At 53.8% G+C, this 20,088-nt stretch carries 19 protein-coding genes and 1 other annotated feature; of the genes, 10 read left to right on the forward strand and 9 right to left on the reverse strand.

Features of this window, described 5'->3' with window-relative positions; translation table 11 throughout:
* Positions 1 to 14: 14 nt before the first annotated feature.
* The 7 genes from yidZ to rpmH form a co-directional block, all read right to left on the reverse strand.
* Entirely contained in the window at positions 15 to 974 is a 960-nt protein-coding gene (yidZ, locus tag LZ634_RS12505) for an HTH-type transcriptional regulator YidZ (RefSeq protein WP_234505469.1), read from the reverse strand.
* Entirely contained in the window at positions 943 to 2,124 is a 1,182-nt protein-coding gene (locus LZ634_RS12510) for an MFS transporter (RefSeq protein ID WP_234505472.1), read from the reverse strand. Before LZ634_RS12510 ends, yidZ begins: the two co-directional genes overlap by 32 nt.
* 165 nt (positions 2,125 to 2,289) lie before the next feature.
* On the reverse strand, positions 2,290 to 3,654 hold the full coding sequence (gene mnmE, locus LZ634_RS12515) for a tRNA uridine-5-carboxymethylaminomethyl(34) synthesis GTPase MnmE (protein WP_234505475.1): 1,365 nt from the start codon (positions 3,652 to 3,654) through the stop codon (positions 2,290 to 2,292).
* 74 nt (positions 3,655 to 3,728) lie between these two features.
* Complete coding sequence (yidC, locus tag LZ634_RS12520) at positions 3,729 to 5,375, reverse strand: membrane protein insertase YidC (protein WP_234505479.1); 1,647 nt, start codon at positions 5,373 to 5,375, stop codon at positions 3,729 to 3,731.
* Between the two features lie 2 nt (positions 5,376 to 5,377).
* Positions 5,378 to 5,635, reverse strand: coding sequence for a membrane protein insertion efficiency factor YidD (gene yidD, locus LZ634_RS12525; RefSeq protein WP_074398703.1), 258 nt, complete (start codon positions 5,633 to 5,635; stop codon positions 5,378 to 5,380).
* Entirely contained in the window at positions 5,599 to 5,958 is a 360-nt protein-coding gene (gene rnpA / locus LZ634_RS12530; protein ID WP_052284591.1) for a ribonuclease P protein component, read from the reverse strand. The genes yidD and rnpA overlap by 37 nt, the downstream gene beginning before the upstream one ends.
* Positions 5,959 to 5,975: 17 nt before the next feature.
* The gene (gene rpmH / locus LZ634_RS12535; protein ID WP_003023858.1) at positions 5,976 to 6,116 is read right to left on the reverse strand and encodes a 50S ribosomal protein L34; all 141 of its coding nucleotides are present in this window, start codon (positions 6,114 to 6,116) and stop codon (positions 5,976 to 5,978) included.
* Between the two features lie 774 nt (positions 6,117 to 6,890).
* Here rpmH and dnaA point away from each other — a divergent pair.
* The 7 genes from dnaA to LZ634_RS12570 all read left to right on the forward strand — a co-directional run bounded on the left by dnaA (position 6,891) and on the right by LZ634_RS12570 (position 15,838).
* Complete coding sequence (dnaA, locus tag LZ634_RS12540; protein ID WP_234505482.1) at positions 6,891 to 8,288, forward strand: chromosomal replication initiator protein DnaA; 1,398 nt, start codon at positions 6,891 to 6,893, stop codon at positions 8,286 to 8,288.
* Positions 8,289 to 8,292: 4 nt separating this feature from the next.
* The gene (gene dnaN / locus LZ634_RS12545; RefSeq protein WP_052284593.1) at positions 8,293 to 9,393 is read left to right on the forward strand and encodes a DNA polymerase III subunit beta; all 1,101 of its coding nucleotides are present in this window, start codon (positions 8,293 to 8,295) and stop codon (positions 9,391 to 9,393) included.
* A 148-nt stretch (positions 9,394 to 9,541) separates the two neighbouring features.
* On the forward strand, positions 9,542 to 10,615 hold the full coding sequence (recF, locus tag LZ634_RS12550; protein ID WP_234505485.1) for a DNA replication/repair protein RecF: 1,074 nt from the start codon (positions 9,542 to 9,544) through the stop codon (positions 10,613 to 10,615).
* Between the two features lie 28 nt (positions 10,616 to 10,643).
* Positions 10,644 to 13,058 carry a DNA topoisomerase (ATP-hydrolyzing) subunit B gene (gyrB, locus tag LZ634_RS12555; protein WP_234505487.1) on the forward strand — a complete coding sequence of 805 codons (2,415 nt, stop codon included), beginning with the start codon at positions 10,644 to 10,646 and terminating at the stop codon, positions 13,056 to 13,058.
* 114 nt (positions 13,059 to 13,172) lie between these two features.
* Positions 13,173 to 13,574 carry a YidB family protein gene (locus LZ634_RS12560; protein ID WP_234505490.1) on the forward strand — a complete coding sequence of 134 codons (402 nt, stop codon included), beginning with the start codon at positions 13,173 to 13,175 and terminating at the stop codon, positions 13,572 to 13,574.
* 121 nt (positions 13,575 to 13,695) lie between these two features.
* Positions 13,696 to 14,508, forward strand: a complete 813-nt coding sequence (gene yidA, locus LZ634_RS12565; protein WP_234505493.1) for a sugar-phosphatase — start codon at positions 13,696 to 13,698, stop codon at positions 14,506 to 14,508.
* Positions 14,509 to 14,611: 103 nt separating this feature from the next.
* Complete coding sequence (locus LZ634_RS12570) at positions 14,612 to 15,838, forward strand: DUF3748 domain-containing protein (RefSeq protein ID WP_234505496.1); 1,227 nt, start codon at positions 14,612 to 14,614, stop codon at positions 15,836 to 15,838.
* A 1-nt stretch (position 15,839) separates the two neighbouring features.
* On the opposite strand, the gene LZ634_RS12575 is transcribed toward LZ634_RS12570, so the two are convergent.
* The gene (locus LZ634_RS12575; protein WP_234505592.1) at positions 15,840 to 16,169 is read right to left on the reverse strand and encodes a YceK/YidQ family lipoprotein; all 330 of its coding nucleotides are present in this window, start codon (positions 16,167 to 16,169) and stop codon (positions 15,840 to 15,842) included.
* A gap of 242 nt (positions 16,170 to 16,411) precedes the next feature.
* Positions 16,412 to 16,488 (forward strand) — a sequence feature (ROSE (Repression Of Heat Shock gene Expression) occurs in the 5'-region of heat shock genes and acts as an RNA thermometer to modulate expression.).
* On the opposite strand from LZ634_RS12575, the gene ibpA reads away from it, so the two are divergent.
* The 3 genes from ibpA to LZ634_RS12590 all read left to right on the forward strand — a co-directional run bounded on the left by ibpA (position 16,482) and on the right by LZ634_RS12590 (position 19,239).
* Positions 16,482 to 16,895 (forward strand): small heat shock chaperone IbpA, encoded by a 414-nt coding sequence (gene ibpA, locus LZ634_RS12580; RefSeq protein WP_234505500.1) that lies wholly within the window; start codon positions 16,482 to 16,484, stop codon positions 16,893 to 16,895. Its footprint overlaps the feature before it by 7 nt.
* 97 nt (positions 16,896 to 16,992) lie before the next feature.
* Positions 16,993 to 17,421, forward strand: coding sequence for a small heat shock chaperone IbpB (gene ibpB / locus LZ634_RS12585; RefSeq protein ID WP_234505503.1), 429 nt, complete (start codon positions 16,993 to 16,995; stop codon positions 17,419 to 17,421).
* Positions 17,422 to 17,577: 156 nt separating this feature from the next.
* Positions 17,578 to 19,239 carry a putative transporter gene (locus tag LZ634_RS12590; RefSeq protein WP_234505506.1) on the forward strand — a complete coding sequence of 554 codons (1,662 nt, stop codon included), beginning with the start codon at positions 17,578 to 17,580 and terminating at the stop codon, positions 19,237 to 19,239.
* Here the strand turns inward: LZ634_RS12590 and LZ634_RS12595 are convergent.
* A complete protein-coding gene (locus LZ634_RS12595; RefSeq protein WP_234505509.1) occupies positions 19,196 to 19,945 on the reverse strand; it encodes a GntR family transcriptional regulator in 750 nt (249 codons plus the stop codon). The genes LZ634_RS12590 and LZ634_RS12595 overlap by 44 nt on opposite strands.
* Between the last annotated feature and the right edge of the window lie 143 nt (positions 19,946 to 20,088).

Below are 20,088 nucleotides of genomic sequence, written 5' to 3' on the forward strand. Positions count from 1 at the left end.
TTACGAATAATGAGTCAGGAAACAGTGAGATATAAGGATTTTAGGGTTTCGCGCAACCAAATAATTTTCGGGTTGTGACTATTTCGTTTATGCCAAAGAAGGGTAAACGGGACCAGCAATTTATCCAATTGCGCAGCATCGAATGGCATAGGCCTGGCGACCAGAGATAGCTGGTGGAGCTGGTTATAGTAGCGACAATAGCGCGGCGCGGTGGCCAGCATATTGTGATCCGGCTGGGCGGCCATAAATAGCGACTGTTCAAATCCCGGCAGGTTTAAGGCGATGTTGCGTTGACGCCCCATTTCCTGAAGCACATCGTCCAGTGCCCAGGTATCGCTTTGCTCCCAGCTGATACTGATATGCGGGTAGCGTAGAAACGTCTCCAGGTTCCACTCTTCCTGAAGCGCTGGATGATCCTCGCGCAGCCAGACGCAGGGAAGATCGGAAAACAGCACTTCATGGTCAATCGATAGCGGCAGCAGGCTCAGGAGTTCGCGCGAACGTGGATGGCTTTCACGACCAGTAAAGCCGATATCCACTTCACCGCGAATAATGGCGTCCAGCGAATCGTAGTCCCAGTTGCGAACCTTAATTGTTGCCTGAGGATAACGCTGGTAAATCTGCTGCGAGAGCGCATTGAACATGATCATCACCAGCGGCGTTTCGGCCACCAGATCAAACTTCAGCCCGCGCGGCGTTTCATGATTCGGCTTATCGAGCAGCTGATTGCCCATTTGCATCCACTCCGCCAGGCTGTGCTCCATGCTGAGCATTAGCGGTGTTGGTGTGAGCCCCAGCGGGGTATTCACAAACAGCGGATCGTCAAACCAGGCCCTCAGCTTCGATAGCGATTTACTGACCGCCGACGGCGTAACGTTCATCCGTTTGGCGGTTTTGGTCACGCTACGCTCCTGCATCAGGAGCTGTAGGCAGAGCAGTAAATTAAGATCGAGACTGCTGAGGGATTTCTTCATGAGTTGGCGCGGACCGGTTAGAAGCAACAGTGATAATCAACATGATACTCACTATGCTACAGCCAATCAGAATCCCGATCAGCATATTCAGCGCATCAAGACCGAGGATTGCGGCCAGCCAAATCCACAGTGATGAACCGCAAACCTGCGCAATACCTAATGCTGAGCTTGCCACTCCCGCACGAAGCGAGAAAGGACCCAGCGCCTGGCTCATGGCAACCCCAAAGCCGACCGAGAAACCGGCGCAAATTAAGGTGAGCCCAAATAGTGTGACCGCGTTTGTGCTGGCGAGGGTTAACACGACGCCAGCGGTCAGGAACAGCACCTGTGAAGCCAGCATGAGGGTTCTGGGTTTGAACAGGCTCAAGGCGAACGGCGTGGAGAACGACACCGCCATGCTGACACCGGCGGTCATCGCCATGGTGGTGGCATATTCCCCACGGTCAAAACCCATCACTTCCATCAGCAGTACCGGCGAGGTATTCACGAAGGTGAGGATCACCGACACGCTGAGGGTCGTAATCGCGAGGCGGCTAAGGAAAAAGCGGTTTAACAGCGATTCGGCGCCACGCTCTGTTGGTGTTGATGTCTTAAGAGCCGCTGGGCGCGATTCTCGCAGGATAAATACCGACAACAGGCAGACGACGACACCCATGCCTATCATCGTGTAGAACAGGCTCTGCCACGGGTATTTGAGCATAATCAGATGCCCCATAACCGGTGCGAGCACTGGGACAATACAGGTGATCCCGTTAAGTAAAGACAGCACCTTCGCCCGGCGGCGATCGTCCAGCGTATCGCGCAGTATTGCAAATGCCACCACGTAACAGCAGCCCGCACCAATACCCTGAATAAAGCGCCCCACCAGGAATGGCGTACCGCTCTCAGCCAGAGAACATAGTGCTGAGGCGAGAATATAAATCACCGCACCGACGATGGCGACCGGCTTGCGGCCCGATTGGTCTGCGACTTTACCGGCGAATAGCATGGCGGTTGCCATCCCGGCCAGATAGACCGAAAACGCAATATGCAGCTGAGCTTCGCTGGCCTGTAAATCAGCAGCAATGCGGGGTAATCCCACCAGATACATATCAATACCTGCGGGATACAGGAGAACCAGAGCAAAACTGCAGATTAGAAAGCGTGTCATAGCAACCTCATGAGGAATGTGGCGCTAAGAATACGGGGAGAGGGTCTGCGGCACGAGTTGCCATTTGGACAACCGTGATTTCCTAAGAGGAAATCACGGTTGTTTAGCATCATTACCGCTTCCTGAGCCAGCAGTACTGCGTCGGCTCAGGAAGTGACAGTAAAATTATTTGCCAATACAGAAGCTGGAGAAAATACGCCCCAGCAGATCGTCGGAGGTAAATTCGCCGGTTATTTCGCTCAGGCACTGTTGAGACAGACGCAGCTCTTCAGCCAGCAGTTCACCCGCCCAGGCGCCCAGCAGCTGCGCTTTACCCTGTTGCAGATGCTCTGCGGCGTCTGATAGCGCCTGCAGGTGACGACGGCGCGCCAGGAAGCCGCCTTCCATGTTGGTTTCAAAGCCCATGCTCTGCTTGAGATGGTTACGCAGCACATCGACACCTTCGCCGGTACGTGCGGAAAGGCGTACAAGTGAGTGCTCATTTACATCGCTAAGACCCAGCGTCTCACCGGTAATATCCGCTTTGTTGCGTACGACGGTTATCGGCAGAGTTTTCGGCAGACGGGCGATAAAGTCCGGCCAAATCTCCGCTGGGTCGGTGGCGTCGGTGGTGGTGCCATCAACCATAAACAGCACACGGTCAGCCTGTTCGATTTCCTGCCATGCGCGTTCGATACCGATACGCTCCACTTCGTCGCTCGCTTCGCGCAGCCCAGCGGTATCAATGATGTGCAGCGGCATGCCGTCAATATGGATATGTTCACGCAGCACGTCGCGGGTGGTACCGGCGATATCGGTGACGATCGCAGCTTCACGGCCCGCCAGCGCGTTCAGTAGGCTCGATTTCCCGGCATTTGGACGACCGGCAATAACCACTTTCATCCCTTCACGCAGCAGGCTGCCCTGACGCGCTTCGGCACGGACGGCGTCGAGATCGGCAATCACGTTGTTAAGCTGGGCTTCGATTTTACCGTCGGAAAGAAAGTCGATCTCCTCATCCGGGAAGTCGATAGCCGCCTCGACAAAGATTCGCAGGTGAGTGAGTGCTTCCACAAGGTGGTTAACGCGGGTGGAGAATGCGCCCTGTAGCGAGTTTAGCGCGGAACGGGCCGCCTGCTCGGAGCTGGCATCAATCAGGTCGGCAATCGCTTCGGCCTGGGCCAAATCGAGTTTATCGTTTAAAAACGCGCGCTCGGAGAATTCGCCGGGTTTGGCAATACGCACGCCCGGCAGCGTCAGAATACGTTTGAGCAGCAAATCGAGAATCACTGGGCCGCCGTGGCCCTGAAGTTCTAACACATCTTCACCGGTGAAGGAGTTAGGGCCGGGGAACCACAGCGCAATGCCTTGATCCAGCGAGCTGCCGTCATCGTCTTTAAACGGCAGATAGTCGGCGTAGCGCGGCTTCGGCAGCTTGCCTAGCACCGCCTGCGCGACGTCACGCGCCTTCAGGCCGGAGATACGCAAAATGCCCACGCCACCGCGTCCTGGTGGGGTTGCCTGGGCGACAATAGTGTCGTTATGGCTCATGGTTAGTCTCTAGTTGTTGCAATAAAAAAGGCGGTCATTCGACCGCCTTTCATTTTAGCGCTTATGGTACCGAATCAGGATTTTTTCTTCTCGCGGCTATGCAGGCCACGTTTTTCCAGACCACGGTAAATCAGCTGCTGCTGAATAATGGTTACCAGGTTGCTGACGATATAGTAAACCACCAGACCGGATGGGAACCACAGGAAGAACACCGTGAAGATGACCGGCATAAAGGTCATGATCTTCTGCTGCATCGGGTCGGTTACCGTGGTCGGAGACATCTTCTGAATGAAGAACATCGTCGCGCCCATGATGATCGGCAGGATGTAGTACGGGTCTTGTGCAGACAAATCGTGAATCCACAGGATGAACGGCGCATGACGCAGTTCAACCGAGGCGCTCAGCATGTAGTACAGCGCAAGGAAGATAGGCATCTGGATAATCAGCGGGAAGCAGCCACCCAGCGGGTTTACCTTCTCAGCTTTATACAGGGCCATCATTTCCTGGCTTTGACGCTGTTTGTCATCGCCCAGACGCTCACGCATAGCCTGAATCTTTGGCTGCAGCATACGCATCTTCGCCATGGAGGTGTACTGCGCTTTAGTCAGCGGGTACATGATGCCACGAACGATAAAGGTGATAACGATGATGGAGAAGCCCCAGTTGCCCAGGAAGCTATGGATCCATTTCAGCAGTTTGAACAGCGGCTGAGAGATGAACCACAGCCAACCGTAGTCAACGGTCAGATCCAGGTGCGGCGCAACGGCAGCCATTTTGTCCTGAATTGCTGGGCCGACCCACAGGGTGCTGTTCAGCTTATCAACCTGACCTGGCTGAACCAGTACCGGCTGAGATTTGTAGCCAATGGCCACAACGCCGTTACCGAGGTTAGCGGTGTAAAGGTTGTTGGTACCTTTGTTTTCTGGAACCCATGCAGTGGTGAAGTACTGCTGCAGCATCGCCACCCAACCGTTCTGGGTATTGGTGTTCAGGTTCTCGTTATCAACAATCGTATCGAATTTGTATTTTTCATATTTCGAATCGGAAGTTGAATACGCCGCGCCGCGGAAGGTATGCATGGTAGACAGGCCACCGGTCTGGGTATCACGGCTTGTCGGCAGCGCAGCGCTTTGCTTGAGCTGACCGAAGGTCGAGATTTCCAGCGGCTTGTCGCTGACGTTCTGCACGTTATAGCCGACGTTCACCGCATAGTCACCGCGTTTCAGGGTGAAGGTTTTGGTGAAGACGTTGCCCGCTTTATCGGTATAGGTCAGTGGAATGACGAGTTCATTCTGACCGTCAGCCAGTACAAACGCATCTTTATCGACGTTATACAGCGGACGTGGGCCGTTAGCCGGGTTATCCGGGCCATCACGACCGGTTAAGCCGCTCTGTGCCTGATAGATAAACTGTGGTGTGGTTTCCAGTAACTGGAACGGTTCGTCAGATTTCAGTGCTTTCGGGTAAGCCGGAAGCAGTGCCTGCTCAACATCACCACCGCGGGTGTTGATGGTCAGCTCAAGCACATCAGTTTTAACCGTGATCAGTTTTCCTTGGCCACTGGCCGGTACGCCCTGGTCTGCGGCGCTACCCGCTGCTGTGGTCGTAGTCTGCGTGGTCTGCTGCTGGGCCTGAGGATTGTTATCCTGCTCCCAGGCTTGCCAGATCATGAAAGACACGAACAACAAAGCGATGATAAGAAGATTGCGTTGCGAATCCATCGTTAGTGTTCTCTGGTATCAAATGGTCCAGGCGGGACGGGGTCGTCACCACCAGGGTGTAAAGGGTGGCATTTTAATACGCGTTTCACTGTCAACCAACTGCCTTTTATCACTCCAAACCTGCGCAATGCCTCAATTCCGTACTGAGAACAGGTTGGCGTGAAACGGCAATGCGGCCCGAGTAGCGGACTAATCAGGCGCTGATAGACCCTAATCAGGCCTATCAGGAGCCGGGAGACAGGCGACAGTGACGGCGCCATAATTTTTCCAACGCTTCCGAGAGAGCACGGTTATCGAGATCGGCAACCCCTTTCTTCGCCACCACCACGAAATCCATTGGTGGGAGTTCATGCTGACGTAAACGAAAACTTTCACGCGTCAGACGTTTAATCCGATTGCGTTCATGTGCGCGTTTAACGTTTTTCTTGGCGACGGTAAGACCGATGCGGGGATGCCCCAGCGAATTTAGGCGGCCGAGGATGGTGATTTGCGGCGTGCCAGCCCGTTGTGGCTGCTGGAAGACGAATGTGAAATGATTGGGAGTTAACAAACGTAACTCCCTGGGAAATGCTAGCTTAACCACTCGAAGGGTTAGCTTTATTACTTAGAAACGGTCAGACGAGAACGGCCTTTAGCACGACGACGTGCCAGAACCTGACGACCATTTTTATTAGCCATACGAGCACGGAAGCCGTGAGAACGGTTGCGCTTCAGTACAGACGGTTGAAAAGTGCGTTTCATGGCGATTTCTACCTAAACTTGAATAAATTCAATGGCTTTATTGGATATCCGAACGAAAATCGAACGATGGACACCGAAGCCATGGGTGATTAAAGAGGCCGGATTGTAATAATTGTACACTCCGGAGTCAATTCTCTTTCCTTATTTACCGCGTAAAAAACCACGTTTTACCGTAATTTTTCGCCCGGTAAATGAGCAGCGTCCCTCTCCGAAATTCGGGCGGAATGCGCCGGGTGGGGGATTATACGGCCTGCCCAGTAAAGAGCAAGGATCATCCTGGATCTTTGTTAGATCATTTAAGCAGAAATTTGTCGCTAGTCATTAATTTTTCCAATATGCGAAGGAAATCGTGCCCCCTCTTCGCCGGGATCGATTACACTTAGCGCTTCCGGATCCAGCCTGTGGATAAATCGGGAAGAATCTGTGAGAAACAGAAGATCTCTGGCGCAGTTTACGCTATGATCCTCGGCCCGATCGCGATCGGTGGATCGATAAGGGGAAGTACCGCGCCATTTCAGCACAGCGTCTGAAAAGGCCGTTGAAAACCGCAAATAGCGGTTCGCACGTCACCCGCTTGCATCGGGTCTATTCGATGTGCGTCAAAAATCACGAATTTTTAATCTTATACACAGCATTTGTTCGGGCTGCATTTTTGCAGCAGCTGAATGAATCCCCGACAGCATTCAGTTTTGCTGGTGGCGGGATCGTCAGAGGTAGCCTGCAGGTTTGCCTGGAGGATGATGTGTATCGACTTTTTTTCGAGTGGAGTCCGCCGTGTCACTTTCGCTTTGGCAGCAATGTCTTGCCCGATTGCAGGATGAGTTACCAGCCACAGAATTCAGCATGTGGATCCGCCCATTGCAGGCGGAATTAAGCGATAACACGCTGGCCCTGTATGCGCCAAATCGTTTTGTGCTTGATTGGGTAAGGGATAAATACCTCAATAACATCAACGGACTGTTGAATGATTTCTGTGGTGCAGACGCCCCGCAGCTGCGTTTTGAGGTTGGTACCAAGCCCGTCACTCAGACCCTAAAAGAGACCGCCAGCGTTAGCGCACCGGCGCAAACCGCGCAGGTTTATGCGCCACGCGTCGCTCCGGCACCGCGTGCCGGTTGGGATAACGTCCCTGCGCCCGCTGAGCCGTCATACCGCTCTAACGTCAACGTTAAACACACCTTTGATAACTTCGTTGAAGGTAAATCGAACCAGCTGGCCCGTGCGGCGGCGCGCCAGGTTGCGGACAATCCCGGCGGCGCCTATAACCCACTGTTCCTCTACGGCGGCACCGGTTTGGGTAAAACGCACCTGCTGCACGCGGTAGGTAACGGCATTATTGCCCGCAAACCGAATGCCAAAGTGGTGTATATGCACTCCGAGCGCTTTGTACAGGACATGGTAAAAGCCCTGCAAAACAACGCGATCGAAGAGTTTAAACGCTACTACCGCTCCGTGGATGCATTGCTTATCGATGACATTCAATTCTTTGCGAATAAAGAACGATCCCAGGAAGAGTTCTTCCATACCTTCAACGCCCTGCTGGAAGGCAATCAGCAGATCATCCTCACCTCGGATCGCTATCCAAAAGAGATCAACGGCGTAGAAGATCGTCTTAAATCTCGTTTCGGCTGGGGGCTGACCGTCGCCATCGAACCGCCTGAGCTTGAGACCCGCGTCGCTATCCTGATGAAAAAAGCCGACGAAAATGATATTCGTCTGCCAGGCGAGGTGGCGTTCTTTATTGCCAAGCGTCTACGCTCTAACGTGCGTGAACTTGAAGGGGCGCTGAACCGCGTTATCGCTAATGCCAACTTTACCGGCCGGGCGATCACCATCGATTTCGTGCGTGAAGCGCTGCGCGATCTGTTAGCGCTGCAGGAAAAACTGGTCACCATCGACAATATTCAAAAGACGGTGGCAGAGTACTACAAAATCAAAATTGCGGACCTGCTCTCCAAGCGACGTTCTCGCTCGGTTGCGCGTCCGCGCCAGATGGCGATGGCGTTGGCGAAAGAGCTCACCAACCACAGTCTGCCGGAAATTGGCGATGCGTTTGGTGGCCGCGACCATACCACCGTGCTGCACGCCTGCCGTAAGATTGAGCAACTGCGTGAAGAAAGCCACGATATCAAAGAAGACTTTTCCAATTTAATCAGAACATTGTCGTCGTGATCCTATGAAATTTACCGTAGAACGTGAACATTTATTAAAACCGTTACAACAGGTGAGTGGCCCGCTTGGCGGGCGTCCGACATTGCCGATTCTGGGTAACCTGCTGCTGCAGGTGGCGGACGGCACGTTGTCGCTGACCGGTACCGATTTAGAAATGGAAATGGTAGCGCGCGTTACGCTGCTACAACCGCATGAACCGGGCGCGACTACCGTACCGGCGCGTAAATTCTTCGACATTTGTCGTGGCCTGCCGGAAGGTGCGGAAATCGTTGTCCAGCTGGAAGGCGATCGCATGCTGGTGCGCTCTGGCCGTAGCCGTTTCTCGCTGTCTACGCTGCCTGCTGCTGATTTCCCGAACCTGGACGACTGGCAGAGCGACGTTGAGTTCACGCTGCCGCAGGCGACGATGAAACGTCTGATTGAAGCCACCCAGTTCTCGATGGCTCATCAGGACGTACGCTATTACTTAAACGGCATGCTGTTTGAAACCGAAGGCGAAGAGCTACGTACCGTAGCGACCGATGGGCACCGCCTGGCGGTCTGTTCGATGCCGGTTGGACAATCTCTGCCAAGCCATTCGGTGATCGTGCCGCGTAAAGGGGTGATTGAGCTGATGCGTATGCTCGACGGTGGCGATACGCCGCTGCGCGTGCAGATTGGCAGCAATAACATCCGCGCCCACGTCGGTGATTTTATCTTTACCTCCAAGCTGGTTGATGGTCGTTTCCCTGACTATCGCCGCGTGCTGCCGAAAAATCCGGATAAGCATCTGGAAGCTGGTTGCGACATCCTCAAGCAGGCGTTTGCCCGTGCGGCTATTCTCTCCAACGAGAAATTCCGCGGCGTGCGTCTGTATGTGAGTGAAAACCAGATCAAAATCACCGCCAACAACCCGGAGCAGGAAGAGGCAGAAGAGATTCTGGATGTCTCCTATCCTGGCACCGAGCTGGAAATCGGCTTTAACGTTAGCTACGTGCTGGATGTGTTGAACGCGCTGAAGTGCGAAACCGTCCGTATCCTGCTGACGGACTCCGTCTCCAGCGTGCAGATTGAAGATGCGGCCAGCCAAAGCGCGGCCTACGTCGTTATGCCAATGAGACTGTAGTGTCTGATAAGGGGCTGGTTTACTTGCCATTTCGCCTCCCGGCAGTGCTCGAAATGCTCACGTACTTCGTGTACGCTCCGCTTTCTGTGCGCTGGCGGTAGACGAACTGGCTGCGACACCCACGCCCCTGGACGAATATAATCAGCTTATGTCACTGACGCGCTTACTCATCAAAGATTTCCGCAATATCGAAGACGCGGATCTCGCGTTATCCCCCGGCTTTAACTTCCTGGTTGGCGCTAACGGCAGCGGCAAAACCAGCGTGCTGGAAGCTATCTATACGCTTGGCCACGGTCGAGCGTTTCGCAGTTTGCAGATTGGTCGCGTCATTCGCCACGAACAGGATGCTTTCGTACTTCATGGGCGTCTAAAGGGTCAGGAGCGTGAAACATCCATTGGCCTGACGAAAGATAAGCTTGGTGACAGCAAGGTGCGCATTGACGGCACCGACGGTCATAAGGTCGCTGAGCTGGCGCTGTTGATGCCGATGCAGCTGATTACGCCCGAGGGGTTTACTTTACTCAACGGCGGCCCCAAATACAGAAGAGCCTTCCTTGATTGGGGGTGCTTCCACAACGAAGCCGGATTCTTCAACGCCTGGAGTAACCTGAAGCGGTTACTCAAGCAGCGCAACGCTGCGCTGCGCCAGGTGAGCCGTTATGAACAGTTACGTCCCTGGGATAAAGAGCTGATTCCCCTTGCGGAACAGATCAGCCGCTGGCGGGCGGAATACAGCACCGGTATTGCCGAAGATATGGCGGATACCTGCAAACAATTTCTCCCAGAATTCTCTCTCGCCTTCTCTTTCCAGCGCGGCTGGGAAAAAGAGACCGATTATGCCGAAGTGCTGGAGAGAAACTTCGAACGCGACCGTATGCTGACCTACACAGCACACGGCCCGCACAAGGCGGACTTCCGCATTCGCGCTGACGGCGCGCCGGTGGAAGACACCTTATCGCGCGGGCAGCTAAAGCTGCTGATGTGCGCACTACGTCTGGCACAGGGCGAGTTTCTGACCCGTGAGAGCGGACGACGCTGCCTGTACCTGATAGATGATTTTGCCTCGGAACTTGATGACGCGCGGCGCGGCCTGCTGGCTAGCCGTTTAAAAGCCACGCAGTCACAGGTTTTTGTCAGCGCGATCAGCGCTGAACACGTTCTAGACATGTCGGACGAAAATTCGAAGATGTTTACCGTGGAAAAGGGTAAAATAACGGATTAACCCAAGATTAAATGAGCGAGAAACGTTGATGTCGAATTCTTATGACTCCTCCAGTATCAAAGTCCTGAAAGGGCTGGATGCGGTGCGTAAGCGCCCGGGTATGTATATCGGCGACACGGATGACGGCACCGGTCTGCACCACATGGTATTCGAGGTTGTGGATAACGCTATCGACGAAGCGCTCGCGGGTCACTGTAAAGACATCGTGGTGACTATCCATGCCGATAACTCTGTATCGGTAACGGATGATGGACGTGGCATTCCGACCGGTATCCACCCGGAAGAAGGCGTATCTGCTGCTGAAGTTATCATGACCGTCCTGCACGCAGGCGGTAAATTTGATGATAACTCATACAAAGTATCCGGTGGTCTGCACGGCGTAGGCGTATCCGTAGTAAACGCCCTGTCGCAGAAACTGGAACTGCTGATCCGCCGTGAAGGCAAAGTGCATCAGCAAACTTATGTGCACGGCGTGCCGCAGGCACCGCTGGCCGTTACGGGTGATACTGAAGCAACCGGCACCCAGGTCCGTTTCTGGCCAAGCCATGAGACCTTCACCAATGTGGTTGAATTTGAATACGACATTCTGGCCAAGCGTCTGCGTGAGCTGTCCTTCCTGAACTCAGGCGTCTCTATTCGCCTGAAAGACAAACGTGACGGCAAAGAAGATCATTTTCATTATGAAGGCGGCATCAAGGCGTTTGTTGAGTATCTCAACAAAAACAAAACGCCGATCCACCCAAATATCTTCTACTTCTCCACCGAAAAAGACGGTATCGGCGTCGAAGTTGCGCTGCAGTGGAACGATGGTTTCCAGGAAAATATCTACTGCTTCACCAACAACATTCCACAGCGTGATGGTGGTACCCACCTTGCAGGCTTCCGTGCGGCGATGACCCGTACGCTGAACGCCTACATGGACAAAGAAGGTTACAGCAAAAAAGCCAAAGTCAGCGCCACCGGTGATGATGCCCGTGAAGGCCTGATTGCCGTGGTTTCCGTGAAGGTTCCGGATCCAAAATTCTCCTCACAGACCAAAGACAAACTGGTTTCTTCCGAGGTGAAAACGGCGGTTGAACAGCAGATGAACGAACTGCTGAGCGAATACCTGCTGGAAAATCCATCTGACGCGAAAATCGTTGTCGGCAAGATTATCGATGCGGCGCGTGCTCGTGAAGCGGCCCGTCGTGCGCGTGAAATGACTCGTCGTAAAGGTGCGCTGGACTTAGCCGGTCTGCCGGGCAAACTGGCTGACTGCCAGGAACGCGACCCAGCTCACTCCGAACTGTACCTCGTGGAAGGGGACTCTGCGGGCGGCTCTGCAAAACAGGGGCGTAACCGTAAGAACCAGGCGATTCTGCCGCTGAAGGGTAAAATCCTCAACGTTGAGAAGGCGCGCTTCGACAAGATGCTCGCGTCTCAGGAAGTGGCAACGCTGATTACTGCGCTGGGCTGCGGCATTGGTCGCGACGAGTATAACCCGGACAAACTGCGCTATCACAGCATCATCATCATGACCGATGCGGACGTCGATGGCTCGCACATTCGTACGCTGCTGTTGACCTTCTTCTACCGTCAGATGCCTGAAATCGTTGAGCGCGGCCACGTCTACATTGCGCAGCCACCGCTGTACAAAGTGAAGAAAGGTAAGCAGGAACAGTACATCAAAGACGATGAAGCGATGGATCAGTACCAGATCTCCATCGCCCTTGATGGCGCAACGCTGCACACCAATGCCCACGCTCCGGCGCTGGCAGGTGAAGCGCTGGAAAAACTGGTGGCCGAGTTCAACGGTACCCAGAAAATGATCCATCGCATGGAGCGTCGCTTCCCGAAAGCGCTGCTGAAAGAGCTTATCTATCAGCCAACGCTGGTTGAAGCCGATCTCTCCGATGAGCAGAAAGTCACCCGCTGGGTAAATACTCTGGTTTCCGAGCTCAACGAGAAAGAACAGCACGGCAGCCAGTGGAAGTTTGATGTTCGCGAAAACGTCGAACAGCAGCAGTTCGAACCGATTATTCGCGTTCGTACCCACGGCGTAGATACCGATTATCCGTTGGATAATGAGTTCGTGACCGGTGGTGAATACCGCCGCATCTGCACGTTGGGTGAGAAACTGCGCGGTCTGGTAGAAGAAGATGCGTTCATTGAGCGTGGCGAGCGCCGTCAGCCAGTTGCTAGCTTCGAGCAGGCGCTGGATTGGCTGGTGAAAGAGTCCCGCCGTGGCCTCTCCATTCAGCGTTATAAAGGTCTGGGTGAAATGAACCCAGATCAGCTGTGGGAAACCACCATGGACCCAGACAGCCGCCGTATGCTGCGCGTGACCGTGAAAGATGCGATTGCTGCTGACCAGCTGTTCACCACCCTGATGGGCGACGCCGTTGAACCGCGTCGTGCGTTTATCGAAGAGAACGCCCTGAAAGCGGCGAACATCGATATCTAATCGCTGGCTTGAACTAACGAAAACGCCTGAATCTTTCAGGCGTTTTTTTTTGCCTCATCTCGCAATCACCTATACTTCACTACGTCTTCTATTAACCGCAATTTGAGGTGGAGCATGGGACTTTTTGATGAGGTGGTGGGTTCGTTACTACAAGGAGATTCCGGGAAATATCAGGCAATCCTGACTTGGGTAAACGAGCAGGGCGGTGTTCAGGCGCTGCTGGAAAAACTACAAAACGGTGGGCTAGGCGATATCGCATCATCGTGGATTAGCAATCAGCAGAGTAACCAGCCGATTAGCGGCGATCAGGTTGAATCCGCGCTGGGAACCTCGGCTGTGTCAGATCTCGGTCAAAAACTTGGCGTTGATACCGGTTCGGCCTCCACGATGTTGGCAGACTATTTGCCGAAAATTATTGATGCGCTCTCGCCGCAGGGTGAAGTTGATCCGCAGGCGCACAATGACCTTCTGTCAGCCGGCATGAATCTGCTCAAGGGCGGTAAGCTTTTTGGCTAGCTGAGAAATAAAAGGGGAGCGCGCATTATGCGTTGCATCCCCGTTTTAACCCGCTATATCTGCTGTTTTTTGAGCTCAACCGGGTTAGCATGAGGACAGACTCATTTAACCTGGGGATCTCATGGCTATTAAACTGATCGCAATCGACATGGACGGAACATTGCTGTTGCCGGACCACACTATTTCTCCTGCGGTAAAAAATGCGCTGGAAGCTGCGCGCGCGAAGGGAGTTAACGTGGTCTTGACCACCGGGCGTCCGTACGCTGGCGTGCACAGCTACTTAAAAGAGCTGGGCATGAACAGGCCGGGAGATTACTGCATTACCTACAACGGCGCGCTGGTACAGAAAGCCGGCGACGGTAGTACGGTGGCACAGACCGCGCTGAACTACGACGACTATCGCTTCCTGGAAAAACTGTCCCGTGAAGTTGGTTCTCACTTCCACGCACTAGATCGCAACACCCTGTACACCGCTAACCGTGATATCAGCTATTACACGGTGCATGAATCCTTTGTCGCGACCATTCCACTGGTCTTCTGTGAAGCCGAAAAAATGGACCCGGCGACCGAATTCCTGAAAGTGATGATGATTGATGAACCGGTTATCCTCGACAAAGCGATTGCCCGTATCCCGGCAGAAGTGAAAGAGAAGTACACCGTGCTGAAAAGCTCGCCGTACTTCCTCGAAATTCTCGACAAACGCGTGAACAAAGGCACCGGCGTGAAATCGCTGGCCGATGTGCTGGGCATCAAGCAAGAAGAGATCATGGCCATTGGCGATCAGGAAAACGACATTGCGATGATTGAGTTCGCTGGCGTTGGTGTGGCGATGGATAACGCGATTCCTTCGGTCAAAGAAGTGGCTAATTTTGTCACTAAATCGAATCTTGAAGATGGTGTGGCTTACGCTATCGAGAAGTTTGTCCTGAACTGATTTTTAAGTTGCCCGGCCTTGGCCGGGCATTCCACTGAAAACCTTATGGCTTCCCCCCTGCACATGGTAAAAGTATGCGGTATCTTTTGACCGGGACTCCGCCATGAAACAAATCACTTTCGCACCGCGTAATCATCAGCTCACTAACACCCGCACATGGACCGCAGACAGCCAGTGGCTGGTTTTTGATGTGCGCCCTTCAGGCGCATCGTTTACCGGTGAAACCATTGAACGAGTGAACGTGAAAAGTGGGCAAGTTGAGGTGATTTATCGGGCAAGTCAGGGGGCGCACGTCGGCGTGGTGACGGTGCATCCGTCCGCCGAAAGGTATGTGTTTATCCACGGCCCGGAGAATCCGGATGCGGACTGGCAGTACGATTTTCACCACCGTCGTGGCGTGGTGGCTGAGCAGGGCAACATTCATAATCTTGACGCGATGGACATTACCTCACCGTTTACTCCAGGCGCGCTGCGCGGTGGCAGCCACGTCCACGTTTATAGCCCAAACGGCGAATACGTGAGTTTTACCTATAACGACCATGTCCTTCATGAATACGATCCGGCGCTGGATTTGCGTAACGTTGGCGTTGCGACCCCATTCGGTCCCGTCGTGCCAGCAGGTCACCATCCTCGCGAGTATTCGGGTAGCCATTGGAGCGTACTGGTCAGTCAGACCACGCCGACGCCACGGCCAGGCAGCGATGAGATCAATCGCGCCTATGAAGAGGGATGGGTGGGAAATGACCGGCTGGCATTTATCGGCGATACGCTCTCGGTTAACGGGGAGAAAGTGCCGGAGCTGTTTATCGTCGAGCTGCCAAAAGATGAAGCGGGGTGGAAGCAGCCAGGCAATGCGCCGCTTGCGGGAACGGAAACCACGCTGCCTGCACCGCCAGCAGGCGTGCATCAGCGACGTTTAACCTTCACCCATCAGCGGGCGTATCCGGGGCTGGTGAATGTGCCACGCCACTGGGTGCGGAGCAATCCGCAGGGGACGCGAATTGCCGTGCTGATGCGTGATGAGAGCGGTATTGTTCAGCTGTGGCTGGTGCCGCCGCAGGGCGGCGAACCGCAGCAACTCACCCATAATGTGTCGGATATTCAGTCGGCGTTTAACTGGCATCCATCAGGAAACTGGCTCGGATTTGTGCTGGATGGTCGCATCGCGCTCTGCGATGCGCACAGTGGCGCGGTGACTTTTTTAACGACCGATCACGCAAATCCGCCGTCGGCGGATGCGGTGGTCTTCTCACCTGATGGGCATGAGATTGCCTGGATGGAGGATGTTGCTGGCTTCCGCCAGATTTGGGCGACGAAAACCAGCCGCTAGATTACTGAGTTGGCATGGGCGCTGGTGGGATCACCGAATTGGTCGCCAGCGTCTCCTGCTCGCTCTTTTCGACGCGTGAGCGGACTGAGTTATCTTTACGGAATAAATCCCACGGTAGCAGTACCGTATCCATTACGGCGGTGAATGGTATATCGAGGGCGACCAGTGATTTGGTGGCCCAGCCGTTATCCGTATCACTCAGCATCTCTGCGCTGGCTCGCGTGCCCGGATAAGTCCCCTCTTTGCCGCCCGTATGCGACATAACGCTGGAACACCCTCCTGATAAGAAGATCCCCCCAACCAGCGCCGTTTTAATCAGAACATTTTTCATCATGAGCTCTTCATTGTAATGAGCATAAAAAAGCCCGTCCTCCGGGTTATAGCCACCCGTTGCCAAAATAGAAAGCCCTGGCTCGCCGCTCTGTGGCGGCTGTCGCACTTTGGCCTTTTGTGCTCTGACCAGTGTAAGCCTTATCAGAGAAAGTGCAAAAAAAGTCAGACAAGAGGTCTTGAAAAAGATTCCTTACCCCTCATTTTATAGGTGTAGCCAAAGAGAACATGCCTGCGGGGTGTTCGGGCTTCAATGACCTGTCCATGATGGAAGGTTTTTAATTTCTCGCTGATTTTCAGGAGCTATTTGATTATGCGTAACTTTGACTTATCTCCGCTGTACCGTTCTGCCATTGGTTTTGACCGCCTGTTCAACCTGTTAGAAAACAATCAAACACAAAGTAACGGTGGCTACCCTCCGTACAACGTCGGGCTGGTCGATGAAAACCACTATCGCATTGCGATTGCCGTGGCCGGTTTTGCGGAAAGCGAACTGGAAATTACCGCGCAGGATAACGTGCTGGTGGTGAAAGGCGCTCATGAGGCGGACCAAAAAGAACGCACCTATCTCTATCAAGGTATTGCCGAGCGCAACTTTGAACGCAAATTCCAGTTAGCGGAAAACATCCACGTGCGTGGCGCTAATCTGGTCAACGGCCTGCTGTATATCGAACTGGAACGCGTGATTCCAGAAGCGAACAAGCCGCGCCGTATCGAAATTAACTAATTCTGCCGGGCCGCTCGCGCGGCCCAGGTTAATCATCAGTAGGCTTGCCGTCAGGGAGCCGAAAGGTACTTACTCGCTTCTTAGAAGGAGAAACACAATGCGTAACTACGATTTATCCCCACTGCTGCGTCAATGGATCGGTTTTGACAAACTGGCAAACGCGCTGCAAAGCACCACCGAAAGCCAGAGCTTCCCTCCGTACAACATCGAAAAAAGTGACGATAACCACTATCGCATTACCCTCGCGCTAGCCGGGTTCCGTCAGGAAGATCTGGATGTTCAGCTTGAAGGTACGCGCCTGACCGTCAAAGGTACGCCGCAGCCGCAGGAAAAAGAGACCCAATGGCTCCATCAGGGGCTGGTCACACAGGCCTTTAGCCTGAGCTTTACTCTGGCTGAAAATATGGAAGTCACCGGTGCGACCTACACCAACGGTCTGCTGCATATCGATTTGACTCGCAATGTGCCGGAAGCCATCGCGCCGCAGCGTATCGCCATTAGCGAGCGCCCCGCGCTGAATAGCTAACCGTCATTAGCTAAAAAAGCCCCGATTTTCGGGGCTTTTTTGTCTCTGTTCCCTGCCGTTTCTATTACCGATTATTGTGCGCCGCACTGCATACAATCCCCCAATCCTTCGGTCATAATCCCTGATGTTAATAATGTTATTCACAGGGAAAAGACGATGAGTGATATAGCATTGACGGTTAGCGTTCTGGCGCTAGTTGCAGTCGTAGGGCTGTGGATTGGTAACATCAAAATCTGCGGTATTGGCTTTGGCATCGGTGGCGTGCTGTTTGGTGGGATCATCGTTGGCCACTTTGTCGATCAGGCGGGTATTACCCTGAGCAGCCCGATGCTGCACTTTATTCAGGAGTTCGGCCTGATTCTGTTCGTCTACACCATCGGCATCCAGGTGGGGCCGGGGTTCTTCGCCTCGCTGCGGGTCTCTGGCCTACGCTTAAATCTGTTCGCCATTCTGATTGTGATTCTCGGCGGCCTGGTCACTACGCTGCTGCATAAAATCTTCGCTATCCCGCTTCCGGTGGTGCTGGGTATTTTCTCCGGTGCGGTGACTAATACGCCAGCGCTGGGGGCCGGACAGCAAATCCTGCGCGATCTCGGTGAGCCATTCAACGTGGTCGACCAAATGGGCATGAGCTATGCCATGGCCTATCCATTTGGTATCTGCGGTATTTTGCTTACCATGTGGCTGGTACGCCTGTTCTTTCGTATCAACGTTGAAAAAGAGGCTCAGCAGTTCGATGAGCAGGCGGGCTCCGGGCATTCGCATCTTAAAACCATCAATATCCGCGTTGAAAACCCCAACCTGAACCGCATGGCGATTCAGGACGTGCCGGTGATTAACAGCGATAAAATTATCTGTTCGCGTCTGAAACGGGGCGAAACCCTGATGGTGCCATCGCCTACCACGATTATCGAAACCGGCGATCTGCTGCACCTGGTTGGCGAGGCGGCGGATCTGCATAACGCGCAGCTGGTCATCGGCAAGGAGGTGGAAACCTCGCTGTCGACGCGCGGTACGGATATGAAAGTTGAAAGGGTTGTGGTGACCAACGAGAAGGTATTAGGCAAGAAAATCCGCGATCTGCACTATAAGCAGCGCTATGACGTGGTGATCTCCCGCCTAAACCGCGCCGGGGTTGAGCTGGTGGCCAGCAGCAATGCCAGCCTGCAGTTTGGTGACATTCTGAACCTGGTCGGTCGCCCGGCGGCGATTGAAGCCGTAGCGTCCGATCTCGGTAACGCGCAGCAGAAACTCCAGCAGGTTCAGATGCTGCCGGTGTTTATCGGGATCGGTCTGGGTGTGCTGTTGGGCTCCATTCCGCTGTTTATTCCTGGCTTCCCGGTGGCGCTGAAGCTGGGGCTGGCCGGTGGGCCGCTGATTATGGCGCTGATTCTTGGGCGAATTGGCAGTATCGGTAAGCTTTACTGGTTCATGCCGCCGAGCGCCAACCTGGCATTGCGCGAGCTGGGGATTGTGCTGTTCCTGTCTGTTGTGGGGCTGAAGTCCGGCGGTGATTTTGTGGAAACCCTGCTGCACGGTGAAGGGCTCAGCTGGATTGGTTACGGTATTTTTATTACCGGTATTCCGCTGCTGACGGTGGGGATTCTGGCGCGAATCTTTGCGAAGATGAACTACCTGACGCTGTGCGGCATGTTGGCCGGTTCGATGACCGACCCCCCGGCGCTGGCCTTCGCTAACAACCTGCATGCGACCAGCGGCGCGGCTGCGCTCTCGTACGCCACGGTTTATCCGCTAGTGATGTTTTTACGCATCATCACGCCCCAGCTTCTGGCGGTACTGTTTTGGGGGATGGGCTAACGGTCTGGACGCGGCGTAGGTGGTAATCCACCTGGTATTCGCTGGCGTTACGGAACATCACGGAGTAGTTAAGAAATTCGCCGCTGTCGCTGTAGGAAAGGGACGTAATGCGCAGCAGCGGCGTTTGCTCCGGCAGATTCATCGACATCGCCAGCTGTTTGTCCGCCAGCACCGGCGTCAGGCTTTCATAGTTGCCGCTGATGGTGATGCCGCACTCTTTCTCAATGTAATCAAATTTAGACCCTTCCAGATGCACCAGCGACAGCGTGCGGAACAGTTTCACCGGCATATAGCTGTCTTCCAGCATCAGCGGCTTGCCGTCCACATAGCGCACCCGGCGCGAGAAGTAGATCCGTTCGTTAATCTGAATTCTTAGTTGGCTGGCGATAGCCGGCGGGGCGGGCATCATTTCAAACACCAGCACCTTGCTGACCACCTCTTTGCCTTGTTGGCGCAGCACTTCCGCTAACCCGGTCAGGTTAGTGGTTTCGTGATGAATATCCTTGTGCGCCACGTAGGTGCCGCTGCCGTGCTTTCTGACCACCAGCCCCCATTCAATCAGCAGAACGATGGCTTTACGGATGGTCATGCGCGCTACGCCAAACTCTTCTGCCAGCTTTTTCTCACCCGGTAACGGGCTACCAATATTGAAATCGGATGAATTCAGCCGCAAACGCAATCTATCGGCAATGGATTTGTAGATCACAACTAGACCTCTTATCGCTTCACAAGGGGAATTATTGAACCGCCGTTTCTTATTTAAAACTAACTAATTACAGCTTAGTACGCAGCCTTTCTTGCAAGTGTAAAAAAAGTGATTTTATGCATGTCTATTTTCTATCTAAAAAG

Source organism: Kluyvera intermedia (assembly GCF_021440345.1).
Classification (GTDB): domain Bacteria; phylum Pseudomonadota; class Gammaproteobacteria; order Enterobacterales; family Enterobacteriaceae; genus Kluyvera; species Kluyvera intermedia_A.

Excerpts from the sequence above, each read along its gene's own strand:
- rpmH (WP_003023858.1), bottom strand. The coding sequence starts at position 6,116 with ATGAAACGCACTTTTCAACCGTCTGTACTGAAGCGCAACCGTTCTCAC.
- yidC (WP_234505479.1), bottom strand. The coding sequence starts at position 5,375 with ATGGATTCGCAACGCAATCTTCTTATCATCGCTTTGTTGTTCGTGTCT.
- LZ634_RS12560 (WP_234505490.1), top strand. The coding sequence starts at position 13,173 with ATGGGACTTTTTGATGAGGTGGTGGGTTCGTTACTACAAGGAGATTCC.
- mnmE (WP_234505475.1), bottom strand. The coding sequence starts at position 3,654 with ATGAGCCATAACGACACTATTGTCGCCCAGGCAACCCCACCAGGACGC.
- recF (WP_234505485.1), top strand. The coding sequence starts at position 9,542 with ATGTCACTGACGCGCTTACTCATCAAAGATTTCCGCAATATCGAAGAC.
- yidZ (WP_234505469.1), bottom strand. The coding sequence starts at position 974 with ATGAAGAAATCCCTCAGCAGTCTCGATCTTAATTTACTGCTCTGCCTA.
- LZ634_RS12570 (WP_234505496.1), top strand. The coding sequence starts at position 14,612 with ATGAAACAAATCACTTTCGCACCGCGTAATCATCAGCTCACTAACACC.
- LZ634_RS12510 (WP_234505472.1), bottom strand. The coding sequence starts at position 2,124 with ATGACACGCTTTCTAATCTGCAGTTTTGCTCTGGTTCTCCTGTATCCC.
- ibpA (WP_234505500.1), top strand. The coding sequence starts at position 16,482 with ATGCGTAACTTTGACTTATCTCCGCTGTACCGTTCTGCCATTGGTTTT.
- yidA (WP_234505493.1), top strand. The coding sequence starts at position 13,696 with ATGGCTATTAAACTGATCGCAATCGACATGGACGGAACATTGCTGTTG.
- gyrB (WP_234505487.1), top strand. The coding sequence starts at position 10,644 with ATGTCGAATTCTTATGACTCCTCCAGTATCAAAGTCCTGAAAGGGCTG.
- LZ634_RS12590 (WP_234505506.1), top strand. The coding sequence starts at position 17,578 with ATGAGTGATATAGCATTGACGGTTAGCGTTCTGGCGCTAGTTGCAGTC.
- ibpB (WP_234505503.1), top strand. The coding sequence starts at position 16,993 with ATGCGTAACTACGATTTATCCCCACTGCTGCGTCAATGGATCGGTTTT.
- dnaN (WP_052284593.1), top strand. The coding sequence starts at position 8,293 with ATGAAATTTACCGTAGAACGTGAACATTTATTAAAACCGTTACAACAG.
- LZ634_RS12575 (WP_234505592.1), bottom strand. The coding sequence starts at position 16,169 with ATGAAAAATGTTCTGATTAAAACGGCGCTGGTTGGGGGGATCTTCTTA.
- yidD (WP_074398703.1), bottom strand. The coding sequence starts at position 5,635 with ATGGCGCCGTCACTGTCGCCTGTCTCCCGGCTCCTGATAGGCCTGATT.